Annotated in this window: 20 protein-coding genes, 1 tRNA gene and 1 pseudogene; 3 read left to right on the forward strand and 19 right to left on the reverse strand. The window is 49.8% G+C overall.

What is annotated here, in order from left to right; translation table 11 throughout:
- Positions 1–42 precede the first annotated feature (42 nt).
- Complete coding sequence (locus AC6R0S_RS00465; protein ID WP_500636991.1) at positions 43–2,274, forward strand: hypothetical protein; 2,232 nt, start codon at positions 43–45, stop codon at positions 2,272–2,274.
- 386 nt (positions 2,275–2,660) lie between these two features.
- Positions 2,661–2,777, forward strand: a pseudogene (locus tag AC6R0S_RS00470) (IS110 family RNA-guided transposase); the annotation flags it as partial.
- Positions 2,778–2,954: 177 nt separating this feature from the next.
- On the opposite strand, the gene AC6R0S_RS00475 reads toward AC6R0S_RS00470, so the two are convergent.
- The 3 genes from AC6R0S_RS00475 to AC6R0S_RS00485 form a co-directional block, all read right to left on the reverse strand.
- Positions 2,955–3,042: transfer RNA gene (locus tag AC6R0S_RS00475), tRNA-Ser, on the reverse strand.
- A gap of 145 nt (positions 3,043–3,187) precedes the next feature.
- Positions 3,188–3,637, reverse strand: a complete 450-nt coding sequence (locus AC6R0S_RS00480) for an L-alanine exporter AlaE (protein WP_487902653.1) — start codon at positions 3,635–3,637, stop codon at positions 3,188–3,190.
- A 254-nt stretch (positions 3,638–3,891) separates the two neighbouring features.
- Positions 3,892–6,318 carry a hybrid sensor histidine kinase/response regulator gene (locus AC6R0S_RS00485; RefSeq protein ID WP_500636992.1) on the reverse strand — a complete coding sequence of 809 codons (2,427 nt, stop codon included), beginning with the start codon at positions 6,316–6,318 and terminating at the stop codon, positions 3,892–3,894.
- Between the two features lie 125 nt (positions 6,319–6,443).
- On the opposite strand from AC6R0S_RS00485, the gene AC6R0S_RS00490 reads away from it, so the two are divergent.
- Entirely contained in the window at positions 6,444–7,013 is a 570-nt protein-coding gene (locus AC6R0S_RS00490; RefSeq protein ID WP_500631941.1) for a UPF0149 family protein, read from the forward strand.
- Positions 7,014–7,055: 42 nt separating this feature from the next.
- On the opposite strand, the gene AC6R0S_RS00495 is transcribed toward AC6R0S_RS00490, so the two are convergent.
- From AC6R0S_RS00495 to ruvC, 16 genes are all read right to left on the reverse strand, one after another.
- Positions 7,056–8,090: an ion channel gene (locus AC6R0S_RS00495; RefSeq protein ID WP_500636993.1), complete on the reverse strand. Its 1,035-nt coding sequence runs from the start codon at positions 8,088–8,090 to the stop codon at positions 7,056–7,058.
- A 129-nt stretch (positions 8,091–8,219) separates the two neighbouring features.
- Entirely contained in the window at positions 8,220–9,281 is a 1,062-nt protein-coding gene (nadA, locus tag AC6R0S_RS00500; RefSeq protein WP_334550951.1) for a quinolinate synthase NadA, read from the reverse strand.
- A 199-nt stretch (positions 9,282–9,480) separates the two neighbouring features.
- Entirely contained in the window at positions 9,481–10,254 is a 774-nt protein-coding gene (ybgF, locus tag AC6R0S_RS00505) for a tol-pal system protein YbgF (RefSeq protein WP_500631938.1), read from the reverse strand.
- A gap of 15 nt (positions 10,255–10,269) precedes the next feature.
- Positions 10,270–10,809, reverse strand: coding sequence for a peptidoglycan-associated lipoprotein Pal (gene pal / locus AC6R0S_RS00510; protein ID WP_334550954.1), 540 nt, complete (start codon positions 10,807–10,809; stop codon positions 10,270–10,272).
- Positions 10,810–10,841: 32 nt separating this feature from the next.
- On the reverse strand, positions 10,842–12,194 hold the full coding sequence (gene tolB, locus AC6R0S_RS00515; protein WP_334550956.1) for a Tol-Pal system beta propeller repeat protein TolB: 1,353 nt from the start codon (positions 12,192–12,194) through the stop codon (positions 10,842–10,844).
- Between the two features lie 27 nt (positions 12,195–12,221).
- On the reverse strand, positions 12,222–13,310 hold the full coding sequence (tolA, locus tag AC6R0S_RS00520; protein WP_500636994.1) for a cell envelope integrity protein TolA: 1,089 nt from the start codon (positions 13,308–13,310) through the stop codon (positions 12,222–12,224).
- Positions 13,311–13,323: 13 nt separating this feature from the next.
- Positions 13,324–13,767 carry an ExbD/TolR family protein gene (locus AC6R0S_RS00525; RefSeq protein WP_487902661.1) on the reverse strand — a complete coding sequence of 148 codons (444 nt, stop codon included), beginning with the start codon at positions 13,765–13,767 and terminating at the stop codon, positions 13,324–13,326.
- Between the two features lie 5 nt (positions 13,768–13,772).
- Positions 13,773–14,471: a protein TolQ gene (tolQ, locus tag AC6R0S_RS00530; protein WP_500631936.1), complete on the reverse strand. Its 699-nt coding sequence runs from the start codon at positions 14,469–14,471 to the stop codon at positions 13,773–13,775.
- Complete coding sequence (ybgC, locus tag AC6R0S_RS00535; protein ID WP_334550962.1) at positions 14,461–14,865, reverse strand: tol-pal system-associated acyl-CoA thioesterase; 405 nt, start codon at positions 14,863–14,865, stop codon at positions 14,461–14,463. Before ybgC ends, tolQ begins: the two co-directional genes overlap by 11 nt.
- 213 nt (positions 14,866–15,078) lie before the next feature.
- Positions 15,079–15,381, reverse strand: coding sequence for a cyd operon protein YbgE (gene ybgE, locus AC6R0S_RS00540; protein WP_500631935.1), 303 nt, complete (start codon positions 15,379–15,381; stop codon positions 15,079–15,081).
- Positions 15,374–15,481, reverse strand: a complete 108-nt coding sequence (cydX, locus tag AC6R0S_RS00545; protein WP_000270284.1) for a cytochrome bd-I oxidase subunit CydX — start codon at positions 15,479–15,481, stop codon at positions 15,374–15,376. Before cydX ends, ybgE begins: the two co-directional genes overlap by 8 nt.
- Before the next feature lie 12 nt (positions 15,482–15,493).
- The gene (gene cydB, locus AC6R0S_RS00550; RefSeq protein ID WP_500636995.1) at positions 15,494–16,630 is read right to left on the reverse strand and encodes a cytochrome d ubiquinol oxidase subunit II; all 1,137 of its coding nucleotides are present in this window, start codon (positions 16,628–16,630) and stop codon (positions 15,494–15,496) included.
- Between the two features lie 17 nt (positions 16,631–16,647).
- Complete coding sequence (gene cydA / locus AC6R0S_RS00555; RefSeq protein ID WP_500636996.1) at positions 16,648–18,240, reverse strand: cytochrome ubiquinol oxidase subunit I; 1,593 nt, start codon at positions 18,238–18,240, stop codon at positions 16,648–16,650.
- 495 nt (positions 18,241–18,735) lie between these two features.
- Positions 18,736–19,743 (reverse strand): Holliday junction branch migration DNA helicase RuvB, encoded by a 1,008-nt coding sequence (gene ruvB / locus AC6R0S_RS00560; RefSeq protein WP_334550969.1) that lies wholly within the window; start codon positions 19,741–19,743, stop codon positions 18,736–18,738.
- Positions 19,744–19,764: 21 nt separating this feature from the next.
- Positions 19,765–20,382: a Holliday junction branch migration protein RuvA gene (gene ruvA / locus AC6R0S_RS00565; RefSeq protein WP_487902665.1), complete on the reverse strand. Its 618-nt coding sequence runs from the start codon at positions 20,380–20,382 to the stop codon at positions 19,765–19,767.
- 71 nt (positions 20,383–20,453) lie between these two features.
- Entirely contained in the window at positions 20,454–20,975 is a 522-nt protein-coding gene (gene ruvC, locus AC6R0S_RS00570) for a crossover junction endodeoxyribonuclease RuvC (protein WP_487902666.1), read from the reverse strand.
- Between the last annotated feature and the right edge of the window lie 41 nt (positions 20,976–21,016).

Consider the following 21,016-nt stretch of genomic DNA (forward strand, 5'->3'; position numbering starts at 1 on the left):
CTACAAATAACCGGCGGCCTGCAGGACGCCTTGAGGATAATAATGTTCCCCAACCTACAAACACTGAACGATACCCCAGTTGCTCGCACTAACCTGATCCAGCTTGAAGAAGCGCCGTTGGCCACCATTCGCCGCTTGCTAGCACCTATCTCTGATCTGTACATGATTGATTTTGGATTGCAGCGTTTCACCAAGGAGCGAAAAGAGAAGAGCCGAGACTATCACGTACGCGTTCATCGTGAGGTCAAGGTGCACCTGCGGCAAACGCTGGGGCTAGATGCCAAAGACGACGTGAAGTATGAGTTGCACCGCCTGCCGAGCGGCCAGCACGTCTATTTTTACCTGGCACCTTCCTCGGCACGACACACGCCGGCTCACCAGTCGCTATCGACGCGTATTGAACAAGTATGTCAGCAACTGACTGCTAACGAGCAGAGCCTGGCACGCTTGATCCAGGGATTGTTCGGTCTGCACTTGAAGATGATACTTCTGGAACAAGCAGCTGACCGTTTCCCATTGTGTCCCGTGTACTTCAACGCAGTGATGTACCTTAACGCCCGCCTGAGCCAGCCGGTCACCAAGAAAAGTGGTACTGGGGTGATGGAGGCTCTCGAACTTGATGTTTTTGCCTCAGAAGAACGTGAGCTCGTGTTCACCTTGTACAAGCGTAAGTTCTTGGTCGAACCCGCTGAAGAGCTGCACTTAGCTCTGAATGATGACAAGGTATGGTTCAACACCGATAGTGGTCGGGTAAAAGCCCGACGCAAGCTCGATGCCCGTGACACTAAACTGGAGTTTTTCCGCGAGCGCAGCGGCTATGGTGATTGTCAGGCCTACACCTACAACGTAGTGATGAATGCTGTGGTCGAACGTCTCATCGAACTAGAGATCCCCCATGCGCCGATCCCATTTCAGGCTACCCATGAGGTCAATCAATTTGTTACCGACCTAGATCAGGAACTGGCTAATACTCTACTGGTAGTGAACAACGGTGTAGATTTCAGCGCCACGCAAGAGGCCTACTTCTTCAACGCTCTGGCCACGCAGCTGCCTGGGTATCAGCTGTGGTCCGTAGACTCGTTGGATCAGGCGAAGAAAACCCGATTCTCCGAATTGCCGTCAAATACCTCGGTAATGGTGCTTAACCCGGTGGAAGCTGATACCAGTAACAGTATTCGCCAACTCTGTGATGGTACAGCTGAACATGGCAACTTCTTTGCAGCGTATGACACCGACCGGAAGCAATCTGGTTTACGTTGGGACACTTACACCCAGCTCAAACTAGATCGTCTGCATGGGTGGCTGCAACAAGAACCACTACACGTGGTCCTGCAAGGCATGAACATCGATAGCAAGCTGCTTCAAGCTATCGACTATATCGATGAGCTGTCCAAAGCCAACCCTGAGCAATACAGTGCCGACCTGGCAAAGCCCAGAAGCCGCTTGAAGTCTGCGGTTAACTTGGTAAATAGCAAGATCTGTCGTACCAAGACTGAACTGTGGTTCAAAGAGAGCCTGCTCACACAGTGCTATATCCAGCTGCCGAACATCGCGGCAGGGCGCTATACAGCGTTTGCAGTGCGCTCGACGGATAACGGCACCACGTTGCTTGGGCACGTCGAGTTGATGTCAGACGGAAACCAGCTGAGCGTGGCAAATACTGGGGTCACCGAGGGTGATCTGGAGTGGCTGGCTGTCGAGCATCCGGCACTGGCGAGATTGAACAAACTATATAACAATAGTTTCTACCTTTATGACCACGCTACGGATGTGCTGCTCACCACCTACAACAGTGTGCGGGTACCGCGCCTGATCGGCCCAAGCCACCTTGATGTGGTGGACTTGTACTCCTTTCAGGAGCAGGAAAAGAAGCAGTCCGAACACGACGGGGTTAAGTTCAACGACTACACCATCACACGCTCGGCCAAGGCGGAATTGAACGTGCTGCCCTACCTAATATCGCCTGGTCGCTCGATTCACGATCCGCTGACCAAGTCACAGAAGATGAAGCATCACCATATGTACCTGCAGCCACATGACTACGGACTCTATGTCTTGGTAAGCGACTCTCAACCAGCAAACCCTTCAATGGCGCGGCCCAACCTGGTAGAGAAGCTAATAATTTGGGATGCTCAGGGCGAACCTTTGGATGTGTTCAGCAATCCACTGACCGGTGTCTACCTCAACTCGTTCACACTTGATATGCTGAAGAGCGGTGACAGCAGCAAGAGTTCAATTTTTGCTAAATTAGCTCGTCTGATGGTGGAGAATTAATACGCTTAAACCCTATTCAAGGCTAAGGATATGGGACTGACGCGTATTAGCACTTTAAACAAAGTGGTCATATAGATATGTGATATTAAACTGTGTCTCGATATAGGCTAGCACTGAAATTTTAACGTATATAAAGTGGACGTATGCCTTTTCAAAGTCAGGCTAAATTAAACAAGCTAGTTTAGTGAAAACGCTATTATTATCCAAATATCCACCCGACAAGGGCAGTCATTTAGACTGACTTTTTGTATAAATCATATAGATTAAGATGATCTGAATTAATAATTAACTCGGATTATTTTTTCTAACTTGATGTATGGAATCCACTCCCCCGCCCCCGCACACTGTAAACTTAGTTCAGTGCTGAAACACATGAGGATTCCGCCATGCTTACTACCAATGTTATCGCCATCGATTTAGCCAAAAACGTTCGTCAGATCTGCTACATCAGTGTTCACGGTGAACTCCTTTTGAATAAAGCTTTAGCCGACAAAAAGCTAAAGAGTTCAAATGATCCATCGAAAGGTATAGACACCAGTTCTACTGTTAAAAAGGTACAATGCTTTGCGTGAAGGTAAGCGATGATTCGATAGCATGTGTTAGCTCCAGTGTGGGCTGCTGCTATCTTGTAGAACCTTCAGATATGAAAAAAGGCCTGATAAATCAGACCTTTTAGAATGTGGCGGTGAGTGAGAGATTCGAACTCTCGATACGTTGCCGTATACACACTTTCCAGGCGTGCTCCTTCAGCCACTCGGACAACTCACCGAATCAAATTGTGGTTGGTGTTGCTCACCAACGAGGCGCTAATTTAATGATTCTATTACCTTAGGTCAAGACCCATTCCCAAAAAAAGCCAAGTCATTGGGTTTGTTTGGCTACTTATTGGGTTAAGTGGTTAAGGTTCATGCAATTACGCGCGTTGGTAGTAACCCGGAACGCGGAACCACTTGCGGCATAGGTCGAGAAAATAGCCGTACAACACACCCATACCACATGAGATGACAGCGTTCGAGGCAACGGCCGTCATGATCTGATCGGTGGATGCCCCCACGGCCAGAAGAATGCCGGCATAGACTGGGGATTGAAACAGCACGTAAGCCAGTAAGTCTGAGACGCTTTTCATTGCACCTGATGGCGATAGTCGTCGCCCTTGACGCAACACAAAGTCACGAAACACGCCATAAGGCCATGCGATGGCGATGTTGACGGGAATAGACAGCGTTCTTGATGCAAGAGACTGCTCGAATGTCATACCAGAGATAAAGATCTCAATGATCATTCCGGAAATAAAGCAAAACACGACCATTGCAAAGGTATCTGCAGCGGCATGACGAATACAAAACGGCGCTCTAGGCCTCATTTTACTCACCAAACAATAAACTAAGACAACACACAAACAACAACACATACAACCAAGATAAAAACACCACCCAGTTGATGGCGCTATTAGAGCAGTAAAATTGCAGTTTTAGATCTCGAATTTAATTGAGCTTGGTCAATAACCCACCAAATAGTGTGAGCAAGGTAGCATTTTTCACTGCCTTTTTGACCTTTGTGTGTTTTCTGAGCAAAACGAGCATTCAGGTAGTATTGAGGTGAATGTGGCAGCCAATTCTAGAGGTTCCGACTCGCTTCAACGGCGAGAGTATCTAAATCGATTTGGCTCGGCGTACGCTTGGCTTCTATGTCACCGTGAAGGTTGTCGATGGCTTGACGTAAGTTGGCACTTTTCGATGAGTCGACACTTGCTTGAATCGCTTCAACGCAGGTCAGTGCTTCTTCAAACTGTTGATTTTCAATCGCTACGAACAGACTCACCAGTGCTTTCTCCAACTCTTCTTCGTTTGAAATGACTGCGCTCATTGAACCATACAGACGATGAGTAAACTGGAACAGAGTGTCGTCAAGCTCAGTTTCATCGATGGGTTTGGAGATAATGGCGTCCACACCTGCGGCGTACATTTTGTCTTGTGTCTCTTTGAACAGGTCGGCCGTACAGCCAAAAATCAAGGTGCTGGCATGGCCATCGGGGAGCGCTCGAATCGCTGTGGTGGACTCGATCCCATCCATTACGGGCATGTGGTTGTCCATTAACACTAGGTCATAGTGCGTTGAGCCAATCGCATCAATGGCTTTTTGACCATTATCGACACAATCACACGTAAAGCCTTTATTGGCCAAAAACGTGCTCATGATCACGGAGTTGGTGCGGTTATCTTCCACAATCAGCGCTTTGAGCCCTTTGTAGTCCACTTTGCACCGCTGAGCCATTTCGACAGGTTGAATGTCACTGATGGCCATTTCGATGCTGATGTGAAAGCTCGAGCCGATCCCTACCTCACTGGTTACGCTTACTTCGCCGTTCATCAGTTCACAAATCTGTTTAACAATAGAGAGGCCAAGCCCTGTTCCACCGTAACGTCGTGTCGTTGAAGACTCTGCTTGCTCAAAAGGATTAAAGATCTTCCCTTGCGCTTCTTTGGCGATGCCGATTCCCGAGTCTCTGACCTCGACGTTGAGGTAGTTCTTCCCATCACGCTTTTGTTCACTCAAATGCACTTCCACGTAGCCGCGAGATGTAAACTTCACCGCGTTATTGAGCAAGTTAAATAGGATCTGCCTTAGACGCGCTTTGTCGGCGCAGTACCAACGCCCATCCGGTACGTCACTGTGCACGGTTAACTTGAGTCCTTTTTCATTACATAGGGTGTAGTAGACGCTGTTTACGCTGCCGATGATAGATTCAAGCGGGAAAGGATGATTGGAGAGCTCTAGACGACCTTGCTCAATTTTGGAGAAATCGAGGATTTCATTGAGCAGCGTCATCATGTGATCCCCAGAGTCATAGAGGGTTTTCATGTGTTTGCGCTGCTCATCATCTAAATCGGTTTTGAGTAGAATCTGCGCCGTACCTAAGACGCCATTCATCGGTGTGCGTATTTCGTGAGACAGCGAGGCTAAAAACGCGCTTTTCGCTTCGGTCGAGGCCTGCGCCTTGCGTTTTTCCGCATCAAGATACACGGTCTTTTGGTTAAACGTGTCGATAAGGTGGCGAATTTCATCTTGGCTGTTGTAGGTAATGTCTATCACGCCACCTTCGCGGGAATCGTCCACTTTTTTGGCGATATAGACGATGGGAGAAATGAGGTAGCGGTTAATCAAAAAGTACCCAATCAGTACGCAGATCAGCATGATGGGGACAATCCCCGCCTCCACTTTGTAGACGACTTCATAGACTTGTTCGGTCACGAGGCGCTTGGCGTTGATGACATCCACGCTCCAATTAAACTCACCAAATTGGAAGCGACTGATGTACATCCCTCTCACGACTTGAAAATTGTGCTCGGTCACCAAGTCCCCGTAGGCATCGCGCAAGATGACGCCGAGATCGTACTGCTCGGCATGTTGGCGAACAAATTTCACCAAGCTGGATAATGAAATATCGACGGTCGCAACACCGGCAAAGCGCCCGTCCACATAGTATGGCGAGGAAGCGGTGATCATCTGAATGTGGGTGAACGGGTCAATATAGACTTCAGACCATGCGACGTAACCGGCAGGCTTTTCCACCGCCGCTATAAACCATGGTTCTTGCTGATACCCCCCTAAAGCAGGGTTATCCCATGAGCGTATTCTATCTATCGGGCCATCACTGGCTCGGGTAAAGAACAGGCTTTGGAGCTGTGTCTCACGCGTGTCTTGAGCGCCCTCTTGGTTCGAGGCCGGCCACAGTCCACCACTGACAGTGATGCCCTGCAGCGTTTCAAACAGTTTGTACAAAATCCGTTCTTGATGATCTTGCGGCTCGTTGTTACTGCCGACGGCGACAATGCTTTGCAAAATGCCCAGCGAGCTATTGATCGGTTCTTCGATTTGCGCCGAGAGGAGCTCAGTGCGCAGATCCAAATTCGCTTCCAACTGATCACGAATCGGTGGCTCAACCACCAAGTAGCTGACGGTACCAATGAGCGTCACCGCCAGCGCCAAATAGAGCGCCAGCGCATAACTACTTTTGCGCTTGAGGGAAGAACGAATTTTCATAAATGTCTGAATTTTTACTGTTTCTAAAAAATTATAGCGGATATCACTAGGGTTCAACCTTTTTCTCTCAGAAAGAGACTGTTAACATTGCTCCATCACAACTCAAACACTCAATGGAACCCATTTTGACGCTACAAGAGATCCTAGCTCTGCCAGAACTAGAAGGCCGACTTATTAACGAAAACAAAACTCGCGGTTTTGTGACTTCCATGGCCGCGGCACCCAACGTGCTGGCACCGGAAGAGTGGCTTCCATTCTTATGGGGCGGTGAAGACGTCGCTCCGTTTTCCGATGGTGAGCAGCTTGAGTCCTACATTGAAGCGGTGATCGCGATGTGGAATGACTACCGTCCTGCCCTGTTAAACAATGAATGGCAATGGCCAGAGAGCTGTCAGATTGATGAAGAAGAGATCGTCAACGAAGCGACTCGCGATTTCTGCGAAGGCTTACTGCAAGGCTGGCAACTCGCGCGCGATGATTGGGAAACCATCATGCCAGAAGAGAGCGAAGATAACGCGCTATTGGGTGGGGTACTGCTTTCTATCAGCATGTTGTACGATCCCGAGACCTCCATCGCCACCTTGGCCGATCAAGGTATTGAGGGTTTAGAGCAGTTTGAAGAGATTTTCAACGCTGTGCCAACCATGCTATGCGGCCTTACCATGCGTGGCTCAATGCTGGCGGAGCAAGATTAATCCCTGAATGGAAACGAACAACGCGGCATCACGCCGCGTTTTTTAATCCAACTTTTGCCACCGGAACGACTCGATTCGTTCATCTGAAATATAGAACAGCTTATCGCCCGCTTTGACTTGCCGATCTAAATCCGGGTTCAGCTCAATCCCCTCACCAACATCAATCGCGATCAATGTCGCTTGTTGAGTTCGCTTCATGTAATCAAAAATAGGCGCGATGTCGCGCTGAATAAAGCCCGTTGGTAACGTGGTGGAGTACTGCGTCATACCCCGCGTCGAAGCAAGCAACTCTTGATGCAAAGCGCTAGAGCCCGGGTCAACGGCCGCTTTGGCGAGCATTTCTGCGCCTACTGCGGGTATGCACTCGGCATTCGGGCAATGCTGGCTAAGAAGCTGGCTGAGCGCCTCATCTTTAAAGTACGCGAGTAAATGAGCCTTGGGGTTCACGTTCGCCGCGTAGAGAGCCGCAGAGAGCGTGATGTCATCTTCTAGATTGTCGACCACGATACAGCTCGCCTCAGTGATAGACGCTTTCGCCATCTCTTGCTGGTCGGTATAACTGGTGACTCGCACAAAGCCAATCTCCCCCGGCAGTGGGTTTTCGATGTCTGAGCGGCTACACAGTACAATCGGGCGCTTGCCCGCTTCCTCATGCTGTAACATCCGAATCAAATGCATCGTGCGCTGCCCGTTCCACCCCAACAGTAGTATATGATTCTCCACACCCACTCTCCGTTTTCCTAATACACCGGCTCGCCAATAGTCCACCGCACTGCCCGCCAGTCGTCCAATTAAGGCCGCGAACAAGGTTAAACCACCAGGGATAACAAACAACATCACAACCCATTTTCCTGTGGCAGTCTGCGGTGAGTGATCGCCATAACCCACGGTCGAGGCGGTCACCATCAAAAAATAAAAATAGGTTGAAATATCTTGTGTGAGTGCTTGCTCACCACTGGCATCAAGCAAGACCCATGCAATCAACACGTAGAGAAAAAACAAAATCAGCACATTGCGTGCACTGAGTTTGAACAAGTGCGTCATCATCCACTTTCTAAAGGTGAGCCACAATGTCATGCTGAGTCTCTACTGTTGTGATATTGGCGTCTATGGCTTTCATACTAGCGGATCCCTACAACGAAAAAAACCAGCCAATGCGCTAACACAATGGCTGGTTCTCTCAATAGGCGTTTAACGCATCAAAGATTAGGCGTTGCCTTTCACTTGCAGGTTAAGCTGCTCCGCAAAATCAAGCATGCGGTTAAGCGGAATGAGGGATTTCACTCGTAGCGCTTCGTCCACAAAGATTTCGTGCTCTTTGCCGCCATCACGCAGGGCGGTTTCAATCGCTTTAAGGCCATTCATCGCCATCCAAGGGCAGTGTGCACAGCTGCGACACGTTGCACCCGCACCAGCGGTTGGGGCTTCAATCAGCTCTTTCTCTGGCACCAATTGCTGCATTTTGAAGAAGATACCTTTATCCGTCGCGACGATCATCTGCTTATGTGGCAGCGCCTTAGCGGCTTTGATCAGCTGGCTGGTCGAGCCAACCGCATCGGCCAATTCGACCACACTAGCGGGAGATTCCGGGTGGACCAAAATCGCCGCATCAGGGTAGACGGCTTTCATCTTACGCAGTGCATCTGCGGAGAATTCGTCATGAACCACGCACTCCCCTTGCCAAAGCAGCATATCTGCGCCTGTTTTGTTGGCAATGTAAGAGCCTAAGTGACGATCTGGGCCCCAGATGATCGGCTTATCTTGCGCGTCTAAGTGTTCGACGATTTCGAGTGCAATACTCGACGTCACCACCCAATCAGCTCGCGCTTTTACCGCAGCAGACGTGTTGGCGTACACCACCACCGTATGATCAGGGTGTGCATCGCAGAACTCACTGAACTTATCCGCTGGGCAGCCTAAATCAAGAGAACACTCCGCCTCTAGGGTTGGCATCAAGATGCGCTTTTCAGGTGTGAGGATTTTTGCAGATTCACCCATAAAGCGAACACCCGCAATGATCAAAGTGCTGGCTGGGTGACGGTTACCAAACTTCGCCATCTCAAGCGAATCACCCACGAAGCCGCCGGTTTCTTCTGCCAACGCCTGAATTTCAGGATCGGTGTAGTAGTGGGCAATCAGTACCGCGTCTTTTTCTTTCAGCAGCGCTTTAATATTGGCCACGTGGGCCTGCTTTTCTGCATCCGTCAGCGGAACGGGCTTAGGAGGGAATGGGTAAACGGTTTCAATTTTATCGAGTATGTGGCTCATTGCTCTTGCTCTACGCAACTTCCAGTAGTCCGAATATTGTAACCCCAAGTGTGTTGTAGATTCCACCTCATCCTTAGAACCGCTGCTTATGCGTAAGAGACAAAGGCTATCGAACCCAAAATGAAGAAGGAGCGACACGCGCTCCTTCTTGTTGATGATGTGTTGCCCCAGGGCGACGAGACACGCAACGAGACAGAGTCTACATGCGTTCCTTTGCCATATTGGCGGATGCGCTGGTAGGGTACTCATCGACCACCTGTTGGTAGTACTTATTCGCCTGCGCTTCATTGTTGTTGCGCTTAGCAATGTCACCCAATTTGAGCAGTGCGTCTGCACGCTTATTGGACTCTGGGTAGGCAATCACAGCGGCAAAGCTGTTCACGGCTTCTTTGTCTTCTTTCTTCGCGAAATAGAGCTGCCCCAACCAGTAGTGGGCATTAGGCGCAAAGCTAGAATCTGGGTAGTCTTGCTGGAACTGTTTAAATGCAGCGATAGCGCCGGTGTAATCGCGCTTTTTCAGCACGAGATCGGCGGCGTTTTGATAGGCTTCTTGCTCGCTCGCATCGGAGCTGAATGTGCCGGTCGGCTCGTTGTCTGCGGCATCAGCAGGCACCACAGCAGGCGCGGCGCTGGCTTGAGCGCGCAGCTTATCAAGTTCGATAAACAGCTCACGTTGACGTTGCAGCATTTGCTGCATGTCGTAATTATTCTTTTCGATTTGTCCGCGAAGGTCGCTAATTTCTAGCGCCATACCATCAAGTTGCTGCTGCATTTGTAGCTGCACACGGTTGCGGTTTTCTAATAAGCGTTCAAGACGCTCTACGTCTGACTCGTTACTACGCACAACGGATGTCGACGCAGCGCCGTTGCCACTACTGCCGAGATCAGATACTGGGGCTGGTGCAGCGAGCACAGAGCTCGCTGCACTTGCCAGTAACGTCAGCGTAAACGCTCGCTTTAAGTTACTGAACATGAGGCAATCCTCGAATTAGTACACTAGAACAGCGCGGCGGTTCTTAGCGTAAACATCTTCTGACTGACCAAGAAGAAGAGGTTTCTCTTCACCGTAGCTTACGATAGCGATTTGATCAGCTTGAACACCAAGTGCTTGTAGGTATTTCGCTACGGCTTCCGCACGACGCTCACCTAGGGCAATATTGTACTCAGGCGTACCGCGCTCATCCGCGTGGCCTTCGATAGTCACTTTAAGCGCAGGATCTTTGCTTAGGTATGCCGCGTGTGCTGCTAGCATCTCTTCGTAATCTGCTGCGATAGTTGCATTGTCGAAAGCAAAGTAGATAGTTTGCGTTTCACGTAGCGCTTGCTCTTTTAGTTCTTGCTCAGAGAGTTGAGCGTTTTGATCGATAGGAGAGACCATAGTGGTATCTGTACCGTTCGCTGAACCTTGAACTGATTGGTTAGTTTCAGAACCAGAAGCGTTAGCTGCGTCGTCGCTTGAGCTACATGCTGTAACTGCAAGGACAGGAAGCGCAATTAGAAGCCCCTTAAACACTTTATTAAGTTGCATTGTTGATTTTCCTTATTTTAGGTATTTACTTGCTACAAAAATGGTGACCATGCAGGTGCACGAACACGTCCGTTTGTCGCTGGTAATCTCGCTTTAAAACGCCCATCGATGGAGACCATGGACAGCACATTGGCTTTGTTATAGATCGAACTATAAATCACCATGCCACCGTTTGGCGCTATGCTCGGAGATTCATCGAGCAGTGTTTTCGTTAGGATTTGTACCGCCCCTGTTTCTAGGTCTTGTTTTGCAAGGTTAAAACCGGTGTTGCTTTGGTTAACCATCACAAGAAAACGACCATCAGGCGTGATTTGTCCACCTAAATTTTGACTTCCTTGCCAAGTGATTCGACTGGATGACCCGTTTGCCAAATCTACTTGATAAATCTGAGGTTTTCCACCCCGATCCGAGGTAAAGATCAGAGATTTACCATCTGGGTGCCAAAACGGCTCCGTATTATTCGAGCGACCCGTCGTCACCTGAGTTAACTTGCGACTGTTTAGGTCCAGAGTATACACATGCAAGTTACCGGTTTTTGACAGCACCAACGCCAACTTACTGCCGTCTGGTGAGAATCGTGGCGCCCCATTGTGACGCGGATAAGAGGTCACTTTTTCACGCTTGCCGGTGTAAATGTTCATGATGTAGATTTCTGCTTGGCCGTTTTGGAAGCTCACATAGGCAAGCTGCTGACCGTCCGGTGACCAAGCTGGTGACATCAATGGTTGTTTGGAGCGCAGCACTAAACGCTCGTTGTAGCCATCATAATCGGCGACGCGAAGCTGATAAGGGAACGCCTCTTTGTCATTGACAACCACATAGGCAATACGGGTCAGAAAGGCGCCGCGTTCACCGGTTAGCTCTTGGTAGACAAGGTCGGCAATGCGGTGCGCGTACTCACGCATGCGATCGCCCGGTACGGTGGCACGCTTGTTAAACAGCACGTGATCTTTTGATAGGACCAATTGACCATCGTCGCTGAGCGCTTTGCTCTGCCCTTGCGTCAACTGACCACGTACCACATCCACTAGCTGGTAGTTGATCACGTAGTTGCCTTCCGCATTTTGGCTAATGCTACCGGTGACGAGAGCATCCACACCGATGCTCGTCCAAGCATCAAAGTTGACGTCAGATTCGTTATACGGCGTTTGTGGCATTTTACTGGTGGCAACTGGGCTAAATTTACCGCTGCGCTGCAAGTCAGATGCAATCACGTTAGACACATCTTCAGGTAACTTGCCTGCCCCTTCCCATTGGAAAGGCACAATCGCGATGGGACGCGCAGAATCAATACCGTCGGTAATAACAAGTTCCAAGGCCGCGTTGGCTACTTGAAACAGGCTCATAGTGGTGAGCACCCATCCTAATACTAATCGCTTTAACACAAGCATTTCCTTTTACTCAATCCTGAATTACTCAGGAATTACTCGTAAGTTGATGTCTTTTAACTTGTTCACTATGTCTTGGTCGGTTGGCAGCGGAAAGGTGCCGACTTTTGCAACCGCACTCTTGGTCGCGGCGCACAAACGGCTGTCACCCTCTCGAACGCTCAAATTACCAACAATCGCGCCCGATCCCGTGGGTATCAAGCGCAGGTTAACCAAACAAGACTTTCCCCGAAAACTGTCCTCAAGCAATAAATTCTGCTGGATCAGCTGGGTGTAAATCGCTCCGTAGCGCTCCGCTTCACTGGCTACATGGCGTGAACGCGCACTACTGTTACTCTGTGACTCTGACTCTAGGCCAGCGAAGATATCGTTAAGCGCCGCCTCTTGCTCTTTGCGCTCACGTTCCAGTCGCTGCAAACGCTCCTGCTCTTGACGCGCTTTTTCTGCGGCTTCTTTGGCTGCACGCTCTTTTTCAATCCGCTCTTGCTCAGCCTTCTTCGCTGCTTCTTGTTTCGCTATGCGTTCTTGTTCCGCTTTTTCCGCCGCTTCACGCTCACGACGCGCCTTTTCTTGCGCCTCTTGCGCGGCTTTCTCACGAGCGACACGCTCTTGTTCTGCTTTAGCAATCGCCGCCTCTTTGGCTAAGCGTTCTTGCTCTGCTTTCTTCACCGCTTCTTCTTTCGCTTTGCGTTCCGCCTCAAGTTTGGCTACGCGCTGCTCTTCCGCTTCGCGCTGCTTTTCTTTCTCAACACGGCGTTTTTCTGCTTCGCGCGCCGCTTTGGCTTCTTGCGCTTGCTGCTCTTTTAGCTTGCGAATGCGCTCTTCTTCCGCTTTACGGTTCTGCTCGAGCTTCTCGCTTTCTCGGCGTAGCTTATCGAGACGCTCTTGCTCTTTTTTCGCGGCCTCTTCACGCTGGCTGCGAATTTGCTGTGCTTGCGCGCGGACCGCACTGGGGTCTATGACCACCGCTTGCACGAGCTGGCCCGTTGGTTTTGGCGTCGACATGGTGAAATCCGTTCCCCAAATCAGTGCCACCACCAAAGCCGCATGAAGCCCAACTGAAATCAGTATGGGCTTTTTGTATTCACGAAATAGAGACTTCTTTTCTTTCATAGATTAGGAGCACTTACTCTTTGATGTCTGTCAGAAGGCCGACTTTAGGAATGCCCGCACGGCTGAGCTCATCCAGCACCAAGACAACTTCGGCATAAGGGGTGGCCGCGTCGCCGCCCACCGCTACCGGTGAGTCGGGCTTAAGTGAAAGCTCCGCTTTAACTCGCACGATAATGTCTTGCAGTGATAAGCCGCGCACCACGTCTTCGTCGTTGACACTTAGCCCCAAGTTTCCATCTCGGTCGATTTCGACAATGATGAAGCTCGCGTCGCTGTCTCCCGCCATTTCTGAGGCAGGTTTGGCGGTGGAGGTCTTAGGTAGCTCAACATCGACCCCTTGCGTGACAAACGGTGAAGTCACCATAAAGATGATCAGCAGTACCAACATCACGTCAATGTAAGGCACGACGTTGATCTCTGCGGTCATCTTACGCTTTTTCGGTTGATAGCCTGCCATCGCGCTTATTCCTTGGACGCTTTGTCTCTTCCGGCCATCGCTTGACGATGCAAGATACTGTGGAATTCTTCGGAGAAGGTGGCGTAATTGTGCTCAAGCTTGCCCACTTTGTTGCTCAGGCGGTTGTACGCCATTACCGCAGGAATAGCAGCAAACAGACCCATCGCAGTCGCTACCAATGCTTCGGCGATACCTGGCGCCACCATAGCTAACGTCGCTTGCTTCACTTCACCCAGTGCAATGAAGGCGTGCATGATGCCCCAAACCGTGCCAAATAAACCAATATAAGGGCTGATGGAGCCAACGGTCGCAAGAAACGGCAGATGTGTTTCTAACTCATCGACTTCGCGAGCGACTGCGACGCGCATCGAGCGCCCCGTGCCTTCCATAATGTAGTCCGGCGAATCAGCGTTAGATTTGCGTAGGCGAGCAAACTCTGTGAAGCCCGAGTAGAAAATCTCTTCCGTTCCGGCCAGTTCATCTTTGCGCTTATTGGCCGCTTGATAAAGGACAGAAAGATCGGTGCCCGACCAGAACTTATCTTCAAACGTCTCCGCTTCTTTGGCGGCTTGCGAAAGCACTTTGCTGCGCTTGATGATCATCGCCCAAGAGGCAATCGACATGCCCAAAAGAATCAGCATGACCATTTTTACCAGCAAGCTTGCTTGCAGGAACAGATCCAGCATGGAAATATCAGCGGTCACCGTGTGTAAACTCCGTAATTATTGACTGAGGTATCGCCGTTGGCCTCATTTTCTCATTATCAATACATGCTACCTTAACCATTGTTTTACACAATGACCTTCCTTCAGGATTAACGATTTCCTGACAGAATGTGAGCGATGCTTTTTTGATTTCTTCGACGCGCGTCAGCACTTTGAGATGGTCGTCTAGACGCGCTCCGTGTAAAAAGTCGATATCCATGTGTCGGACTACAAAACCCAACTTTTGTTCCAGTAAACGCTGTTGCGATACGCCGATAGTGCGAAGTAGCTCGGTTCGCGCGCGTTCAAAGTACTTTAAGTAGTTGGAGTGATATACCACGCCACCGGCATCGGTATCTTCGTAGTAGACCGTCACTGGCCATTCAAATGTCATCTCGGCTCCTTGTGCCTATCGGTCCCACCGGAGAAAGGGCGCAAGCCCATCACAAACGGTTTGTTACTATAACGCAACTCATTGGGGTTTACGCAAGGGCTTATCGGCGCTTTTCAAAGATTGAAACAAAAAAATAGCACTACCTTTCAATCAGTAGTGCTATTTCGCTCATGGAATGAGCGGACGGGTTCGCCTGCGGTGAGGGGATCGCGTTTAGAGCAATCTCACTACGGTGAGGTAGCCCAAAACACTCAAACAGAAATAGGGGCTAAACAGGCACTGCCAAACCCATTTCTGCGGCTTAAAGCCAATGCCATACACCATGCTTGAGCAAATGGCCCAAATCATCAGCGGTGAGATCACGGCATTAAAACCGCCAATGGATGCAGCGTAGCGTTCTGGATCCCACATCACCATAGCGACATGGTAAAAACCCAACACCAAAGATAAGACCCGAAATAGGGTCTTATCCATTGGCGCATGCCACTTAGTGACACGCGCAGTGAGATTACTCACTGTCTTTGTCCATCATTTCTGAGTGCTCTAACCAAAGCGCGTTAATGATGCCGAACGCACACGCTAAGAGTACACCCAGAATCCATGCGAAATACCACATAATTGTTGCTCCTTAGTAGAGTGAGTTTTTGTTGTCTTCGATGTATTTATTATCGAGACGGCCAAACATTTTGTAGTAGGTCCACGATGTGTAACCCAAAATCACAGGTACCATCACGGCCGCAACCGCGGTCATTAGGTTCAGTGTGAGCTCAGATGACGTCGCATCCCACATGGTTAGGCTGTGACTTGGCATTAAGTCCGATGGCATCACGAATGGGAACATGGCAAAACCCGCGGTCAAGATGACGCCCGCATTACCAAGGCTCGATGCCAAGAAGGCAAAGCCGCCTTTTTCAAATCGAGACGCCACTACCGCCAACAGAGGCATCGCCACACCCAGTGCAGGCGCTAGCCACATCAGTGGGTAGGTTTCAAAGTTGCTCATCCATGCGCCAGCTTCACGCACCACTTCTTTATTGAGTGGGTTTGACGCCGCATTGCCATCAATCACGCTAGTGATCACATAACCATCAATGCTTTGTACCCAAAAACCCGCGCCCACAAAGGCAGCCGCTGTCAGTAGACCCATCAGTTGAGCTGCGCCACGAGCACGAGCGTGCACGTCATCGGTGGTTTTCATCTGTAGCCAGGTTGCACCTTGCATGATGATCATAAACAAGCTCACTAGGCCACACAGCAGAGCAAATGGGTTCAACAAGCCAAAGAAGGAACCGTGATAGGTCGGCATCAAGAACTCATTGAGTTGGAACGGAACCCCTTGCAGCAAGTTACCAAACGCCACACCAAAGATAATCGGTGGGACAAAACCGCTGATTGAGATACAGATATCCCAAGTGTTACGCCATTTAGGATCTTCAATCTTAGAGCGGTAATCAAGCCCAATCGGACGCAACCAGAGTGCTGCCAACGTCACGATCATCGCCAGATAGAAACCGGAGAACGAGGTCGCGTACACCAGTGGCCAAGCGGCAAACAGCGCGCCACCCGCGGTAATCAACCACACTTGGTTACCGTCCCAGTGCGGGGCGATAGAGTTGATCATGACACGACGTTCGTTGTCATTTTTGCCGATAACAGGGACCAGCGCACCAACCCCCATATCGAAACCGTCAGTAATGGCGAAGCCTATTAGTAGAACACCAATCAGTACCCACCAAATCAATCGCAAGATTTCGTATTCAAACATCTGTGTTTCTCCTTGCCTTAAGCTTCTACTTGGCGACTAACTTTGTCTTCAACAGAGTTAGCATCTTGCTCGAAGTGGTAGCGACCTGTTTTCAGGCTGCTCGGTCCCTTGCGTGCAAATTTCACCATCAGGTAGACCTCTGCAATCAAGAACACGGTGTAAAGCGCCAAAATGGCAAACAGCGACGTCCAGATTTCACCCGCAGTCAACGCTGATGCAGCAACGTGAACTGGTAGGATTTCACCCACAGCCCAAGGCTGACGACCAAACTCGGCGACAAACCACCCCGCTTCAACCGCAATCCAAGGCAATGGGATACTAAATAGCGCCGCTTTGTGGATCCACGCTTTCTGTTCGATTTTCTGACGACAGGTCTGGATAAACGCCGCGCCAAAGACAAACAGCATGATGAAACCACACGCCACCATAATACGGAACGACCAGAATAGAGGCCAAACAGTAGGAATGGAGTCATCCGCCGCCGCTTGAATTTGCTCTTCTGAAGCATCGACAACGTTGTCGGTGTAACGCTTGAGCAGCAAGCCGTAGCCAAGGTCGCCCTTCACTTCGTCAAACGCCGCAACGTTTTCAGCAGATTGGTCACCAGCGCGCAGCTTCTCTAACAGCTCATAAGCAAGCATACCAGTGCGGATACGCTCGACGTGCTGATCACGCAAATCACGAAGGCCCGTCACTTCCTCATCAAACGAACGTGTCGCGATAATACCCATAACGTAAGGGATCTTAATTGCGTAATCGGTGTGCATGGTCTCTTGGTTAGGGACACCAAACAGAGTAAAGGCCGCTGGGGCTGGCTCTGTGTGCCACTCAGCTTCAACTGCCGCAAGTTTCACTTTCTGCACTTCACCCAATTCGTAGCCTGACTCATCGCCAAGAACGATAGTCGACAAAATCGCCGCCATACCGAAAGAAGCCGCAATCGCAAACGAACGACGCGCAAACGCAACGTCACGACCTTTCAATAGGTAGTAAGAGCTGATGCCTAGCACGAACATCGCGCCCGTCGTGTAACCTGAAGCGACCGTGTGAACGAATTTGACTTGCGCCACTGGGTTGAGCACCACTTCGGCAAAGCTCACCATTTCCATACGCATGGTTTCGAAGTTGAACTCTGCGCCGACTGGGTTTTGCATCCAACCGTTGGCCACCAAGATCCACAACGCCGAAAAGTTGGAGCCAAGCGCAACGAGCCAAGTGACGGCTAAGTGTTGACGCTTAGAGAGCCTGTCCCAGCCAAAGAAGAATAAGCCGACAAAGGTGGATTCGAGGAAAAAGGCAACCAGTGCTTCGATGGCCAAAGGCGCACCAAAGATGTCACCTACGTAGTGAGAATAGTAAGACCAGTTGGTTCCGAATTGGAATTCCATGGTCAGGCCCGTTGCTACACCTAGGGCGAAGTTAATACCAAACAGCTTACCCCAGAACTTGGTCATGTCCTTGTAGATTTGCTTATCGGTCATCACGTACAGAGACTCCATGATGGCGAGTAAGAACGCCATTCCGAGAGTCAACGGTACGAAGAGGAAGTGATACATCGCGGTTAATGCAAACTGCAACCGCGACAGATCCACTACGTCAATATCGAACATTGATTACTCCTTTTGTGCCGGCTGAAGACACTTTACTTCCATTGATGCAGCATGATTATTCGTTATCCAATCTTAAAAGTTGTTATCAGATAACGGCTTACTGTTGCAAAAATGTACCGTAACAGTTAGTTAATTGTTAAGCATCAGCTAATATAGCTGGAACTAATATTACTGCTAAAAATTCTGCGTTTCAAAAGGTTTATAGAAACTGTCCGCTTTGATTTGTATCAACTTTAGTGCCGCATTTTTGATTAATTTTCCATCAAATTGATCTGTATCAAAAGAAAATCAGCGCGGATGTTAATGGGGCGTAATTAGACGGGTCGAATTCATTTTTATGCAGAACAAGCGATTAACAAAACACCTTATTTCATTAACCATAAAGGGGTAGCAAAGAATTTACATTTGTGACATTGATCACCAAAAAATAGAAAACCAGCTCATCGGAGCTGGTTATGCAAACTTAGTTTTCATTCACGATTGGGCATTGACTCGCTAAGACTTGTCGATACCAAAATGGAGATAAGCTCGATCGGTCGCAATACGACCTCTTGGTGTGCGTTGCAGATACCCCTGTTGAATGAGGTAAGGTTCAAGAACGTCTTCGATGGTGTCTTTCTCTTCACCTATCGCTGCCGCCATGTTGTCGAGGCCAACCGGTCCGCCACCAAATTTCTCCATAATGGCGAGCAGTAATTTCCTATCCATGTAATCGAAGCCTTTGGCATCAACATCAAGCATATTGAGCGCTTTGTCTGCGGTGTCAGCGCAAATATGGCCATTGCCTTTTACTTCAGCGTAGTCACGTACGCGGCGTAGCAGTCGGTTGGCGATACGAGGCGTGCCTCGCGCACGGCGCGCGACTTCAAGCGCCCCTTCCGCATCCATCGACAGCCCTAGACAATCGGCACTTCGCTGGACAATGTGCTGCAAATCGGCGATTTTGTAATACTCCAAACGCTGAGTAATACCAAAACGATCGCGCAGTGGCGACGTCAACGACCCGGCTCTCGTGGTAGCGCCAATCAAGGTGAACGGCGGCAAATCAATTTTAATCGACCGCGCCGCCGGGCCTTCACCAATCATGATATCAAGCTGATAGTCTTCCATTGCAGGATAGAGCACCTCTTCAACCATTGGGCTCAAGCGGTGTATCTCATCAATAAACAACACATCATTTTCTTCGAGATTGGTTAACAAGGCGGCCAGATCGCCCGCTTTTTCAAGTACTGGCCCCGAGGTGGTACGAATGTTAACGCCCATCTCGTTAGCCACAATGTTCGCCAGCGTGGTTTTACCCAGACCCGGAGGACCAAAGATCAACAAGTGATCGAGGGCTTCGCTACGCAAATTAGCGGCTTTGATGAAAATTTCCATTTGATCACGGACATGATCCTGGCCTTGGTAATCTTCGAGCTTTTTCGGGCGTATTGCACGGTCAATGACGTCTTCTTCTTTGTAGACAGCATTGTCTGGGGCAATCAGGCGATCCGCTTCAATCATGACTGTTTACCTTTCAATGGGCTAGACCATAGATTTGAGCGCTTCACGAATCAATTCTTCGCTGCTCATCTCTGGCGTTTTCACCTGCGATACCACTTTAGACGCCTGGGTTGGCTTGTAGCCAAGCGCAAGCAGCGCACTGATCGCCTCTTCTTCCGCGTTCGATTGGCTTGATTGTGTCGCCGAATCCATCGGCGCGGCATCAGTATGTGGCGTGAACAAGTCGCCCGCTCCCCAGCCTTTGAGGCGATCCTTCATCTCAACCACCAATCGTTCTGCGGTTTTTTTGCCTACTCCAGGCAGCTTGACCAGGGTAGAGACATCTTCTCGCTCGACACAGGCGACAAACTGACTCGCCGTCATACCCGATAAAATGCCGAGACCCAGTTTTGGCCCTACGCCATTGGCTTTGATCACTTCACGAAACAGCGCTCTCTCTTTGACGGTATTAAAGCCGTACAACAACTGCGCATCTTCACGAACCACAAAGTGTGTGTAGATGATCGCTTCTTCACCAATGTTGGGCAATTCATAGAAGCAGCTCATGGGCATTTGAACTTCATAGCCTATCCCGCTAACTTCAATCAGCAGCTCTGGGGGTTGTTTTTCAATTAAAATGCCGCGCAATCGTCCAATCACTGGTTCGTCCTATTCGCTGTATAAAAGTGGTTTGATGATAATAAAGAACTGGATATATAGCCAGTAAAAAACTAGCGGTAGCGTCCTCGTCGTGCGCTGGTCGCTTTTCCCGCGAGCGCCACCAAGGTTTTGTTGGTGTTGGCATGACAAATCGCCACACCCAGCGCATCGGCGGCGTCCGCCTGTGGTTTGGCTGGCAGTTTGAGCATCGACTGAACCATGTGCTGCACTTGCTCTTTATCCGCGCCGCCATTACCCACCACAGCTTGTTTAATAAGACGCGCAGCGTATTCGTACACCGGCAACTCAGCATTTACCGCCGCCACAATAGCGCTGCCCCGGGCTTGACCTAATTTAAGTGCGGAGTCGGCATTGCGCGCCATAAAGACCTGTTCAATAGCGAACACATCGGGCTGAAACTGGGTGATGATCTCCGAAACGCCCGCGTAAATTTGCTTGAGCCTGCCGGGTAATTCCGATTCTGACGTGCGTATACAACCGCTGCCGAGGTAGTGAAGATGTCGACCTGTTTGGCGAATCACGCCATATCCGGTAATTCTTGAGCCCGGATCGATTCCTAAAATTATCGACATTGAGATCCTAGATTGGCAAAAAACGTCATTCTACCCAATCG

This window comes from Vibrio sp. R15-SG3-ISO1B, from assembly GCF_059833835.1.

Coding starts and splice junctions, on each gene's coding strand:
- AC6R0S_RS00465 (WP_500636991.1), top strand. CDS start 43: ATGTTCCCCAACCTACAAACACTGAACGATACCCCAGTTGCTCGCACT.
- AC6R0S_RS00480 (WP_487902653.1), bottom strand. CDS start 3,637: ATGAGGCCTAGAGCGCCGTTTTGTATTCGTCATGCCGCTGCAGATACC.
- AC6R0S_RS00485 (WP_500636992.1), bottom strand. CDS start 6,318: ATGAAAATTCGTTCTTCCCTCAAGCGCAAAAGTAGTTATGCGCTGGCG.
- AC6R0S_RS00495 (WP_500636993.1), bottom strand. CDS start 8,090: ATGACATTGTGGCTCACCTTTAGAAAGTGGATGATGACGCACTTGTTC.
- nadA (WP_334550951.1), bottom strand. CDS start 9,281: ATGAGCCACATACTCGATAAAATTGAAACCGTTTACCCATTCCCTCCT.
- ybgF (WP_500631938.1), bottom strand. CDS start 10,254: ATGTTCAGTAACTTAAAGCGAGCGTTTACGCTGACGTTACTGGCAAGT.
- pal (WP_334550954.1), bottom strand. CDS start 10,809: ATGCAACTTAATAAAGTGTTTAAGGGGCTTCTAATTGCGCTTCCTGTC.
- tolA (WP_500636994.1), bottom strand. CDS start 13,310: ATGAAAGAAAAGAAGTCTCTATTTCGTGAATACAAAAAGCCCATACTG.
- AC6R0S_RS00525 (WP_487902661.1), bottom strand. CDS start 13,767: ATGGCAGGCTATCAACCGAAAAAGCGTAAGATGACCGCAGAGATCAAC.
- ybgC (WP_334550962.1), bottom strand. CDS start 14,865: ATGACATTTGAATGGCCAGTGACGGTCTACTACGAAGATACCGATGCC.
- cydX (WP_000270284.1), bottom strand. CDS start 15,481: ATGTGGTATTTCGCATGGATTCTGGGTGTACTCTTAGCGTGTGCGTTC.
- cydB (WP_500636995.1), bottom strand. CDS start 16,630: ATGTTTGAATACGAAATCTTGCGATTGATTTGGTGGGTACTGATTGGT.
- cydA (WP_500636996.1), bottom strand. CDS start 18,240: ATGTTCGATATTGACGTAGTGGATCTGTCGCGGTTGCAGTTTGCATTA.
- ruvB (WP_334550969.1), bottom strand. CDS start 19,743: ATGATTGAAGCGGATCGCCTGATTGCCCCAGACAATGCTGTCTACAAA.
- ruvC (WP_487902666.1), bottom strand. CDS start 20,975: ATGTCGATAATTTTAGGAATCGATCCGGGCTCAAGAATTACCGGATAT.